The following is a 13,134-nucleotide window of genomic DNA, read 5'->3' on the forward strand; positions in this document are numbered from 1 at the left end:
CTTAAAAGTTTAAATTAACTCCCAGCGTTATTACTCTTGATGGAATATATCTATTTTGAGTAGTTCCATTAAAAGTTTGTGTAGGATCCATTCCTTGACGTTTTGTAAATAATAGTAAGTTCTCACCATTTACATAAACTGATGCATTATCTATTTCCATTTTTGACAAGAATTCAGAAGGCATTTTATAAGATAAATTAATTTGTCTAAGAGATAAATAGTCTGAACCAGTTAACCATCTATCTGAAGCAGAAGATGCTTGAGTATTTCTATTAATGTCTAATCGTGGTACATCAGTAATATCTCCAGGTTTTTGCCATCTTCTAAAAATGTCTGTACTTAATGCCGATCCATAATTATTTCCTGTATGCATTAATGAAGCATAGTTCGTATCATACATTTGTCCACCAATTTGATAAGTACAAATAATATCTAATCGAAGTCCTTTATATTTAATTGTATTTCCAAAGCTTCCAAACAAATCAGGTATTGCTGATCCTGCATAATGGTACAAAGCTTTATTTTGATCGGTAGTTACATTAACCCCATTTACAACTCGTAAAGTAGTATCTCCTGTATTCACAAATTTCGGATCAGCTACATATAGAGCATATCCATCTGCAGGATCTACTCCATACCAATCTCTTAACCAATAATCATAAATAGAATGACCCACTGAAAGTTTTTTGGTTCCATTTATAATTTCGCCCTGTGGGAGTTTTGTAATTTTATTATTAATTGTAGAAGCATTAATATTTAGATTCCAAGAAAAATCTTTTGCTTTAAGAATTGTACCATCTAATGCAATTTCAATTCCTTTATTTACCATAGAACCAATATTCTCCATTCTATTGTCTAAACCAGATGATAATGGGTTAGGAACTGAAAAAATCAAACCATCAGTATTTCTATTATAATACTCAACACTTCCTTTCAATCTATTCTTAAACAATCCAAATTCTAAAGCAATATCTTTCTGAGTATTAACTTCCCATTTCAAATTAGGAGCAGCAGCAGCATAAATTAAAATACCTCCTTCACTTCCGTTATCGTAACCTAAACTATAAGTTGGCTGACTAACATAATAATTCAACCCATTAATTTTCGAACCAGCATCATTTGTATCACTTATTATGTGTGAATCATTACCAACTTGTCCTATCGACGCTCTTAATTTTAGGTCGTCAATCCATGAAGTATTATGAAGAAACTTTTCTTTAGAAATTACCCAAGCTCCTCCTAAAGACCAAAAGTTACCCCATTTTTCTGCAAACTTTGAAGATCCATCTCTGCGTAATGATGCTGAAAAAATATATTTTTCCATATAGTCATATCCTGCTCTTGAGAAATAGGATTCAGTGGCATAATTTCGTGTAAAAGAAGTTAATCCAGTAGTAGTCGCATAATTAACAAATTCAATTATACTAGGAGCAACCTGTCCAGTTTTACTGCTGCTTGTCCAATTTCTTTCATAATCGAAGCTTTCATGTCCAAGCAGTGCGTTAAATGAATGATTCCCAATTTTTTTTGAATAATTCAGTAACTGATTATATGTAACACCTGTTAGAATTTTATCTTCTTTTGCCATAAGACCTGTTGGTGCACCATCTCCAATTAATGTATTATACGAATATGTTCTATTAGAATATGTTTTATCAATAGAAGCATTTGTAGTAAACTTGAAATCTTTTAAAAAAGTAATTTCAAAAAATGCTCTTGCTGAAAGTGCTAGCCCTTTTACAACATCGGTATCATTTAAAGTTTCGTACACTACGTTTCTTCCGTTAGAAGCACCAGATCCGCGAATCGTCGAATATACTTTATTACCATTATCATCTAACACATAAGATCCATCATCATTATGATCAAAAACAGGATAAATTGGCCCCATTGTTCTAATCGTTCTAAATGGATTTTTAAACGAACTTGTATTTTCTACTCCATCTGTTCCTAGCTTTGAATTAGTTAAAGCTCCTGACATGTTTACACCAGTTCTAAACCAATCTTTTAAACTTGTATTTAAATTCAATCTACCTGTTGTTCTTTCAAAACCAGATTTTTGAATGTATCCTTCTTCATTTAAATAACCAAGAGAAGCAAAATAATTGGATTTATCTGATTTTCCCTGATATGAAAAATCTACATTTTTACGAACTCCGGCTCTTTCCAAATATTTAGCCCAATCAAGATCTTGTGGATATAATAATTTTGCATCTGGATTCAATTTTCCATCAGTCCCAACAATACTGTTGTTTGGCACATTAAATGGATTAGTAACCAAAACAACTGGTACTCTTGAAGATGCATATGCATTAGCTGCATCAACTTGTGCCTGTGTTCCCATTGGACGGCTATTTCTAATCGCTTCCCATTCTAAAGAGTAGTAGTCGAAAGCATTTACTCTCTTATAGTCTTTAATAGAACGTGAAGTCATACCAGTACTAACATTTAAAGAAAATTTATCTTTCGATGATTTTCCTGATTTTGTTGTAATAATAACCACTCCATTTGCCGCTTTTGATCCATATAAAGAAGTGGAAGATGCATCTTTTAAGACGGTCAAACTTTCAATATCGCTTGAATTTAAATTGCTGATGTCTCCTGCATATGGCACTCCATCTACAATGTATAAAGGTGTATTAGATCCATTGATTGAACTAAAACCTCGTATTCTAATTTCTGGAGCAGCTCCTGGCTGACCTGCTGAACTTTGAATCTGAACTCCTGATGTTGCCCCTTCTAAAGATGACAAAGCATTGGTTAAAGGTCTATTTTCTAATTGTTCAGATTTAACTTGAGATGCAGAACCAGTATATGAAGCTTTTTTTGCTGTTCCATAAGCTACAACCACAACTTCATCTAATTCCTTTCCATCTTCTTGCATTTTAACATTAAGTACAGAACCAGTTCCAACCGTTAAGTTAATATCTTTGAATCCCATGTAAGAAAAAATCAAAACATCCCCTGTCTTAGCATTTATTACATACTTTCCATCAAAATCTGATTGTACCCCAGTTTTCGTTCCTTTTACATTTACGTTTACTCCGGGAATTGGTCCATTAGCATCCGAAACCACTCCTGTAATTTTTTTCTCTTGGGCAATACTGGATTGCAAAACCAAGATAAAAAAGAGCATGATAAGTCCTTTTAATTTTTGTTTCATTATTTTGTTTTTTTAATTAGAGTGGGCGAACTTAAAAAATTAAAATAATTTTAACAAGAATATATTTATTTTTAACACTAATTAATATAAATATTATACTACAAAAATATAATAGGATAAAAATAAGAAGAAGAATAAAAAAGCCATCTATAAAGATGGCTTCTTATTTATAGTCATGATTACCATTAGCTTACTAATTCAAAATAGTTAAAAATGAACTACACAAGTATTGTATTTTAAACGAGACAGTGCCCTTTAAATTTCTCCTACAAAAATATTACAGAACTCAATCACAAAACATCCCCAATAAGTCAAAAAAACAATAAAAAAAGCCAGTAATTATAAACTACTGGCTTTTAATTATGAATTTATTTAATTCTTACATTCTCTCTGGAACTTCAATTCCTAATAGACTGAAAGCTGACTTAATCACTTCGGCAACTTTTTGTGAAAGCTGTACTCTGAAAATCTTTTTTGTCAAATCGACTTCACCTAAAATATGAACCGATTGATAAAAAGAATTATATTCTTTTACTAAATCGTACGTATAATTAGCAATTAATGCTGGACTGTGATTTTGCGCTGCATTTTGAATTACTTCAGGGAAAAGTTCGATTTGTTTTACCAATTCTTTTTCCTTTTCATGAAGTTCTTCAATATTTGTTTTCGCTGAAAAATCAAAATCGGCTTTACGAATAATCGACTGAATCCTAGCATATGTATATTGAATAAATGGTCCTGTATTTCCAGCAAAATCAACAGATTCTTCTGGATTAAACAAGATACGTTTTTTAGGATCTACTTTTAAGATATAATATTTCAATGCTCCAAGACCAATCGTTTTGTACAATTTTGCCTTTTCATCATCAGAATAACTGTCTAGTTTTCCTAAATCTTCTGAGATTTGTTTGGCTGTATCGGTCATGTCCTGCATCAAATCATCGGCATCGACAACTGTTCCTTCACGGCTTTTCATTTTACCCGAAGGTAAATCAACCATTCCGTATGATAAATGATATAGGCTTGAAGCCCAGTCAAAACCTAGTTTTTGCAAGATTAGGAATAATACTTTAAAGTGATAATCTTGTTCGTTACCTACTGTATATACCATTCCTCCAACATCTGGCATATCTTTCACACGCTGAATTGCTGTTCCAATATCTTGTGTCATATAAACCGCTGTACCATCAGAACGAAGAACGATTTTACGATCAAGACCTTCATCGGTTAAATCAATCCAAACTGAACCGTCAGGATCTTTTTCGAAAACACCTTTATCCAGACCAACCTGAACAACATCTTTTCCTAATAAGTAAGTATTACTTTCGTAGTAATATTTATCAAAATCAACTCCAAGATTCGTGTAAGTTGTAGCAAAACCATCATATACCCATTGGTTCATTTTTTTCCAAAGTGCAATCACAGCTTCATCACCAGCTTCCCATTTTTTCAGCATTTCTTGTGCTTCAATAATAATGGGCGCTTGTTTTTTAGCTTCTTCTTCGGTTTTACCCGTTTCAATTAATTGGTTTATTTCTGTTTTGTAAGCTTTATCAAACTCCACATAATATTTACCGACTAATTTATCTCCTTTTAAATTTGATGTCTGCGGCGTTTCACCATTTCCAAATTTTTCCCAAGCGAGCATTGACTTACAGATATGGATTCCGCGGTCGTTAATGATTTGAGTTTTGTATACTTTTTTACCAGAAGCTTTTAATATTTCCGCAACAGAATATCCTAACAAATTGTTACGAACGTGTCCTAAGTGAAGCGGTTTATTTGTATTTGGCGATGAGTATTCTACCATAACAGCTTTATCGGCGGGATCTGGAGAAACATAACCAAATTTATGATTGTCTTTTATATCATTAAAAAAGTTCAGGTAATAACTATCAGAAATTACAATATTCAGGAAACCTGATACCACATTAAAGCGCGCAACGTCAGAAACATTTTCAACCAGATAGGTTCCTATTTTATTTCCTAATTCGGCAGGATTACTTTTAATTACTTTCAGTAAAGGGAAAATCACCATTGTAATATCGCCTTCAAACTCCTTTCTGGTAGTCTGAAACTCGATTTTATCTACTGAAACATCAAATAATGCCTGTATTGCTTTTTGTATAGAAGGTGTAAGAATTTGTGATAATGACATGTAAACTTATTTTAAAGTGAGCAAAGATACTGCTTATTCGTCAATTAGAGAAAATGAAAAACATATAAAATCACATAAAAAGATTATAATTTCTTAAAAAAGGAACGGTTTCAATTGTTAAAATTATCAAAAAATCAAAATGATAATTCCTTATGAAACAAGGGATCACAAAAAAATAAAAAGTTTTTTCTCTTTTTCTTGTAACATAATTCTAACATAAGAGTCTTAATAGGGACTTCAGATTTTATTTGGGGCAGAAAAAACAAAATAGAAAAAAACAAAAAACAATCTCATCATCAATCAATCAAAAAGATCAAAAAACAAGCTATGAAATTAAAATTCTTCCTGTTTGCATTATTGGGGATAATGGCAACAGTCCAGGGTCAAAATTCAGGATCGGTCACTGGAAAAATCATTGAAAAATCTAACAGCATTCCTATTTCGTATGCTACAGTTTCACTTAAAGAAAATGGAAAAGTGGTAGCCGGAGTAAATACTGATGATAATGGTGATTTCTCATTTAAAAATATTGCTGTAAAAAGCTATACTATCGAGGTTCAATACATTGGATTTAGAAAATATATTGGTTCTGTACTTTTAAGCGAAAACAAAAAATCTGCAGTTGTCAATGTCTCTCTTGAAGAAGAAGCAACGCAATTAAAAGGCGTAAATGTAATTGCTGAACGTTCTACAATTGAGCAAAAAATTGATAGAAAAGTCGTTAATGTTGGAAAAGATTTAACTACTGCTGGAGCTTCGGCATCGGATATTATGAACAATATTCCTTCTGTAAACGTAGATCAGGATGGAAAACTTTCGCTTCGCGGAAATGACAATGTTCGTGTATTAATTGACGGACGTCCTTCTAATATTGATCCAGCGCAATTATTAAAACAAATTCCATCGACATCTATTAAGAAAATTGAGTTGATTACAAATCCAAGTGCAAAATACAATCCTGAAGGAATGTCAGGAATTATCAATATTATTTTACACAAAAACGCTAATACTGGTTTCAACGGAAGCTACAGCGGCGGAATTACTTTTGGTAAAACTGCAAAATACAATCAGTCTTTAGATTTAAACTACAAAACGGGAAAAGTTAACTTTTTTGGTAATGCTGGTAATAATTTTGGAACATACTTTAATGATGGTCACATCCAAAGATTAGATCAGGATGTAGTTCAAAAATTAGATATCTCAAACGATAATGATAACTACTTATACAAAGTAGGTATGGATTACCTAATTAACGACCATAATACGTTATCTTTTTACACCAATCAGAATAAATCTTCTGGCACTGGAATTGTAAATACTGATATTGATTACAACAATGGCGATCCAAACATTAAAAATATGTACCAAAAATCAAGATACCAAGGACCGAATTTAACAGGGACTTACAACTTGGCGTACAAGCACATATTTAAAAAAGAAGGACATACTCTTGATTTCGAAGGAAATTATAGTGATACTAAAGAAACCCAAAATGCAGGTTTCGATACCAAAACAACAAGTCCTGCCAACGCATCAAGCAGTGTAGTATACAACGATTATATTCGTGACAACAGAAAACTAGGAACTTTAAACGTAGATTATGTTAATCCATTAAACGACAAAACTACGCTTGAGGCTGGTGCTGAAGCAAGAATTACAAGAACAGATAATGATTATCATACAAGTAATCCTGCTGTTCCTGCTGCAGACCAGATTTCTAATTATAAATATGATACTGATATTTATTCTGCTTATGTAACTTTTGGTCAGAAATACAAAAAATTCAGCTACCAAATAGGGACTCGTTTTGAGAGTTACAAAGTAGCCGCTAATTTAAACAGCGGACAAACTAAATTTGATGACGATTATATTACTTTATATCCATCAGCTTATTTAACTTATAATTTAAATGAGAAAAATGTTTTACAATTAAGCTACAGCCGTCGTGTTGACCGTCCAAGTTTAGAACAGACAAAACCTATTCGCGAGTTTTCTACTCCATTGATAACTTCATATGGAAATCCTGAATTGAGACCTCAGTTTACAAATTCTGTCGAAGTAAATTACACTAAAACTCTTGAAAAAGGAAGCATTACAGGGGGTGTATTTGTAAGAAGTATTAATGACCAGATAAGCAGAACTTTAAGTCCAGATCCTAACGACCCGTCAGGATATAAACAAATTTTAAGTTTTGCCAACTACGATCATAATAGTGCTTATGGTTTTGATCTTTCTCTTAACTATAAACTTACTAAATGGTGGGATATTCAGCCAGCTATTGACTTCTCCAGCATAAAACAAGAAGGTGTTGTTTTTCAGTTTGATCCAGCTACAAACACAAGTTCGCCTCTTCAACGCAGTGTAACAACATCTGCATTTAATGCTCGTATGAACTCAAACTTTAAACCCACAAAACGTTTAAGTTTCTTATTATTTGGTTTTTACAGAGGTCCTGTTGATGAAATTCAGCAAAAAAGAAATGAAATGTACAAAATAGACATTGGTTCACGCTACACTTTATTAGATAACAAAATGAATATCAGCGTGCGTTTTAATGATGTTTTCAATACCATGAAATTCTCATTTGACGGTATTTATCCTTACCCACAAACTGGACAGTTTACTTGGGAAAGCCAAACCGTTTATTTAGGTTTAACATACAACTTTGGAAGTGGTAAAATCAAAAACTTACAACGTAAACAAAGAGAAGACAACACTAATAAAGGCGGCGGCGGAATGTTCTAATCTCCGCTTTTATTAGAACTATTTTAATATTTTTGAATAAAGTTCTTGTAGAAAAAAGCCTGAAGTTTGCCAACTTCAGGCTTTTTACATTTTGTATGACTATAAAAAATTTAGGAGCTCTTTTATTTCTTCTGGATTTGCCGTTTCGGTATTATCTGTAATGGCCGAAGAATGGTAAAACGTATAATCGAGTTTTTCTTGAAGCAATTTTATATTCGAAGATCTCAAACCGCCGCCGGGCATAATTTCAATTCGATCTCCTGCTAATTCCTGAAGTCTTTCGAGCGCCCAGATTCCTTCGGTGACATTAATTCCCTGACCTGAAGTGAGAATGGTTTTAAAACCACATTCGATAATATCTTCGAGAGATTTCTCTGGATTTTTAACTACATCAAAAGCACGGTGAAACGTACAAGGAAGCGGATGCGCCAAATGCACCAATTCTTTATTTTGTTTTTTATTAACTTTCCCGTTATCTTTCAAAATTCCAAAAACAAAACCATCAACACCTAGTTTTTTGTACTGCTTGATATCTTGTTTCATTTCTATCAGTTCTTCATCTGAATACACAAAATCACCACCGCGTGGTCTAATAATGACATGCATTTTTATATGTAAGCTTTCGCGGACTTTTACTACCAAAATAGAATTAGGTGTAGTACCGCCCAGATTCATATTCTCGCACAGCTCGATTCTGTGAGCACCACTCTGTTGAGCGATTATAGCAGACTCATAATTAAAACAGGCTATTTCTAATTGATTTTTTTTCATTTTTTTTAATATAAAAAGATCTTTTTACTCAAGTGTCATCCTGAGCGAAGTCGAAGGCTAATTTACTACTAAAGGTTCTTTTTATAAAAATTTTTATGACTTGTTTTATTTAAACATTCTGAAAATTCTTTAAGATCATCCCACTTATCACTTATTATTGCTTCTTTCTTTTTTCTACTCCAGCCTTTTACTTGCTTTTCAAATTTAATAGCCTGAATCACATCATTAAACTCTGTACAAAAAACCAATTCAAGAGGTCTTTTATTAAAAGTATAACTTTCTATATTTAAACCATAATTATGTTCATTTAATCTTCTGTTTATATCATTTGTCATTCCTGTGTAATAACTTCCATCTGAACATTTCAATATATAGACATAATATCTCTTCATAATTTTCAAAACTTTTTAATCCCAAATTAAAAGTAAGAAAATTAATTCAAAAAAGAGAGAACCGTAACAACTGAAGGGCTTCGACTTCGCTCAGCCTGACAAAGTAAATTTATGTTTCCTTAGCGAAGTCGAAGAGCACAACAATAGAAACGTGGGCTTCGACTTCGCTCAGCCTGACAAAAGGGGATATAAAAAAACCTGCTTCATTTGAAGCAGGTCAATATGTAATGTAAGATGAATTAATTTACCATTTGATGATTGCACTGGCCCATGTAAATCCACTTCCGAAAGCTGCCAGAACAACTGTATCTCCAGATTTGATTTTACCTTCTTCCCAAGCTTCAGTTAAAGCAATTGGAATAGAAGCGGCTGTTGTGTTTCCGTATTTTTGAATATTATTGTGAACTTGATCGTCTGTCAGTTTAAACTTATTCTGAATGAATTGAGAGATTCTCAAATTAGCCTGATGCGGAATCAGCATATCAATATCCGAAACCTGAAGTCCGTTTGCTTCCAAACCTTCATTGATAACTTCTGCAAAACGTACTACTGCATTTTTAAATACAAATTGTCCGTTCATGTAAGGATAGTAACTTTCGTCATTCGGATCATTATCTGCAATAATGTCTGTTACCCAGCGCGCTCCCATTCCCGGCGCCTGTAATGCTAATTCTTCTGCATGCAGTCCTTCAGAATGTAAGTGTGTAGACAAAATTCCTTTTGTTAAATCTTCTTCTCGGCTAAGAACTGCTGCTCCCGCCCCATCTCCGAAAATTACAGAAACGCCGCGTCCACGTGTTGTCATATCCAATCCAGTTGAATGAACTTCAGAACCAATAACCAAAATATTTTTATACATTCCGGTTTTAATATATTGATCGGCAACAGAAATGGCATACACAAACCCCGAACACTGGTTTCTTACGTCTAATGCACCTACTGTTTTTAATCCTAAATCACGCTGTACCAAAACTCCCGGTCCAGGAAAATAGTAATCTGGGCTTAATGTAGCAAAAACTACAAAATCAATATCTTCTTTGGCTACGCCAGAACGTTCGATTGCAATTTTAGCTGCTTTCACTCCCATTGAAGTAGTGGTATCTTCGCCTCGAATAATATGTCTTCTTTCTTGAATCCCTGTTCTTTCTTGGATCCATTCATCATTGGTATCCATAATCTTGGACAAATCATCGTTTGTCACAACATTTGAAGGAACATAATATCCTAAGCCTGCTATTTTTGAATGATACATAATGTACTTTTATTTATTAAAAATTTAGAATGCAAATTTAAGTATACTTTAAAATATTAGAGTACAAATTACTCTTTTTTTCGTAATTATCAATTTAATATACTTTAATTATAAGACTATTTAAAATCATTTGATTTTAGAAAAACCAATTTTCAGCTTGATTTTCTGAAGAAACTTAAAAAACAAACCCGACAGATTCTAAAATTTGCCGGGTTTTATATGGATTGTCATTCTCTAATTTTATAAGTAATTAAGACCTAAGAATATTTCCTGCTCTAAAGGAAGATCTATTTCACTTTCAAAAAAGATTAATTGTCTTTTGTAAACGGTTTCTACTAAATAATGACTTCCTCTAAAATACGTTCTTCTGATTTTTACCGGAAGATTAGATTCGGCAACCATTTTAAATTGATGCGGATACACTAATGTTTTATGGGTTTGATCTTCATAAGGAACTAACAAATGTGTAGGAACTTCGTTTATTTCACCAAATAAAGAAGCTACATATTTAATCTGAGGGTCTTCGTATATTTTGGTTGGATTATCTTTTACAATAATTTCTCCGTGTCGCATTACTATAGCTTCATCTGCAAATGACAAAGCGTCTGTACTATCATGCGTCGCAATGATACAGGTAATTCCTTTTTGTTTTAAATAACGGAATAGATTTCGGCGTAAAGCGTTTTTACGAAAAGCATCGATCTGGCTGAAAGGTTCATCAAGTAAAATTACTTCTGGTTCCAATGCCAAAACTCTTACCAAAGCTACTCTTTGCTGTTGTCCTCCACTCAAAAATTTAGCTTTTACATTTGAGAATTGCTCCATTTCAACCATTTCCAACAATTCCTGAACACGAAGTTTTTTCATGTTTGCAAAACCATTCGAAAGAAACTTACCTACATTTTCTGCCACTGTTTCATATGGAGACAAGTCAAAATCCTGTGCCAAGTATTTCATATAGGGCATTCCGGGAATCAAATTAAATTTTGGTCCCAGTACAGGTTTATTGTCGTAAAAAATCTTTCCTTCGTCTAAATCAAACAAACCATAGATCAGTTTAAGCAGTGTACTTTTCCCGCATCCGCTTTCTCCAATAATGGCAATATTATCACCTTTATTAATGGTAAATGAAATGTTTTTTATAACAGGTGTATCTGTATATGAAAAAGATATATTTTGAATGTCAAGCATGAGTTGTATTTGAAATGTCAAATTTACAATGTTATTTCTAAAGTCAAAAAAAAGCTGCTTCATAATTGAAACAGCTTTTTTATTATTTTATTTTATTAGAAACCTATTTTCCAGCTTCTGCTTTAGCATCATTTACCATTTTGTCGTTTGCAGTAATTGCAAATTCAACACGACGGTTTTGAGCTCTTCCTTCTGGAGTATCGTTTGTAGCGATTGGATCAGCGATTCCTAAACCTGAAGTTTTGAAACGGCTAGATTTTAATCCTTTAGATACTAAATAAGCTTGCACAGATGCAGCTCTTTGTCCTGAAAGTGTTAAGTTGTACTCTGGTTTTCCTGTGTTATCAGTATAACCGAAAATTTCAATATTAGTTTCTCCATATTCGTTAAATACAGGAACTAATTTGTCTAAGTTTGCTTTTGCTTGAGGAGTAAGTGTTGATTTATTAGTATCAAAACGTACTGAATTTTCATTTAAAGTTAAGTGGATTCCTTCTCCAACTCTTTCTACAGAAGCACCTGGTAAAGCCTGATCGATTTCACGGGCTTGTTTATCCATTTTGTTTCCAATAAGGGCTCCGGTACCACCACCTACAGCAGCGCCAATTGCAGCTCCTAAGGCAGCGTTTCCGCCTTTTCCTAAGTTATTACCTAAAACAGCGCCAATAACACCACCTGCTACAGCACCAATTCCGGCTCCTTTTTGTGTATTGTTTGCATTTTTTACTGAATCACAGCTTGCAAATAAACTAACTAATACTAGTAAGCTGCTTAAACCTAAAACTGTTATCTTTTTCATCTTTATCATTTTTAAATATTAATTAGCTCTTTTTAATTAGCTCTTTGAAATTGGTAAGTAACATCTTTTACCTGTCCGCCTACATTGATATTATCAATTAACTGAAAAGAATTATCAGTTAAACCGGCAACTTTAAGAAGGTATCCTTCTCTTACTTTTTTAGCTTTTTCACCTGCATCAAGAATTTTAAGTACAAACAAACCTTGGTTGTTGATACTCCAAACAATTGGAGAAGAGAATGCTGTACAACTAGGAGCGTTTAAAGTCATAGATCCTTTATTATTATTTGAAATAAAATTCCATGAACTACCTATTAAACATTTAGAATCTGCAAGGTCAAATGAGTTTACCTTAATATAATCAGAACCTGCATAAGATACATTAGTTAGCACCCAATTCCCTTTAATCGCTACTTGCGTAGGTCTGTCAAGTTTTTTAGAAAGCGTTGGTTCTGTTGAAGCTGTCGACGAAGCTGATTTACACGCAAAAAACATAGCGGCAATCATGCATATAAAAATACTCTTCTTCATTTTGTACAATTTTTTTAGATTAATACTTGCCTTTTTAACAATTATTGTACCACAAATATACAATTCGTTCAGATATTTTTCGTTTTAGAATCTATTTATTTTCTTTCAAAATTAACATTTCCGACATTTTGTC

Annotated in this window: 9 protein-coding genes; 1 reads left to right on the plus strand and 8 read right to left on the minus strand. The window is 32.9% G+C overall.

The features are described 5' to 3' along the window. Position 1: 1 nt before the first annotated feature. Together P2W75_RS21330 and argS are read right to left on the minus strand one after the other, a co-directional pair. Positions 2–3,163, minus strand: a complete 3,162-nt coding sequence (locus tag P2W75_RS21330) for a TonB-dependent receptor (protein WP_276382011.1) — start codon at positions 3,161–3,163, stop codon at positions 2–4. A 379-nt stretch (positions 3,164–3,542) separates the two neighbouring features. Next, positions 3,543–5,321: an arginine--tRNA ligase gene (gene argS / locus P2W75_RS21335; protein ID WP_207294769.1), complete on the minus strand. Its 1,779-nt coding sequence runs from the start codon at positions 5,319–5,321 to the stop codon at positions 3,543–3,545. Positions 5,322–5,648: 327 nt separating this feature from the next. Here argS and P2W75_RS21340 point away from each other — a divergent pair, with 327 nt between their 5' ends. After that, entirely contained in the window at positions 5,649–8,066 is a 2,418-nt protein-coding gene (locus P2W75_RS21340; protein WP_276382012.1) for a TonB-dependent receptor domain-containing protein, read from the plus strand. A 99-nt stretch (positions 8,067–8,165) separates the two neighbouring features. On the opposite strand, the gene P2W75_RS21345 is transcribed toward P2W75_RS21340, so the two are convergent. The 6 genes from P2W75_RS21345 to P2W75_RS21370 form a co-directional block, all read right to left on the minus strand. Continuing rightward, positions 8,166–8,837: a copper homeostasis protein CutC gene (locus P2W75_RS21345; protein WP_276382013.1), complete on the minus strand. Its 672-nt coding sequence runs from the start codon at positions 8,835–8,837 to the stop codon at positions 8,166–8,168. A gap of 68 nt (positions 8,838–8,905) precedes the next feature. After that, the gene (locus P2W75_RS21350; protein WP_276382014.1) at positions 8,906–9,229 is read right to left on the minus strand and encodes a GIY-YIG nuclease family protein; all 324 of its coding nucleotides are present in this window, start codon (positions 9,227–9,229) and stop codon (positions 8,906–8,908) included. A gap of 244 nt (positions 9,230–9,473) precedes the next feature. After that, positions 9,474–10,481 (minus strand): 3-oxoacyl-ACP synthase III family protein, encoded by a 1,008-nt coding sequence (locus tag P2W75_RS21355; RefSeq protein WP_207294765.1) that lies wholly within the window; start codon positions 10,479–10,481, stop codon positions 9,474–9,476. 240 nt (positions 10,482–10,721) lie between these two features. Then, positions 10,722–11,672 (minus strand): ABC transporter ATP-binding protein, encoded by a 951-nt coding sequence (locus tag P2W75_RS21360; RefSeq protein ID WP_207294764.1) that lies wholly within the window; start codon positions 11,670–11,672, stop codon positions 10,722–10,724. Positions 11,673–11,775: 103 nt separating this feature from the next. Beyond that, complete coding sequence (locus P2W75_RS21365) at positions 11,776–12,471, minus strand: OmpA family protein (protein WP_207294763.1); 696 nt, start codon at positions 12,469–12,471, stop codon at positions 11,776–11,778. Positions 12,472–12,503: 32 nt separating this feature from the next. Next, positions 12,504–13,001, minus strand: coding sequence for a lipocalin family protein (locus P2W75_RS21370; RefSeq protein ID WP_207294762.1), 498 nt, complete (start codon positions 12,999–13,001; stop codon positions 12,504–12,506). Positions 13,002–13,134: the final 133 nt, after the last annotated feature.

The sequence above is a fragment of the Flavobacterium sp. H4147 genome, assembly GCF_029360735.1.
In the GTDB taxonomy this organism is placed as follows: domain Bacteria; phylum Bacteroidota; class Bacteroidia; order Flavobacteriales; family Flavobacteriaceae; genus Flavobacterium; species Flavobacterium endoglycinae.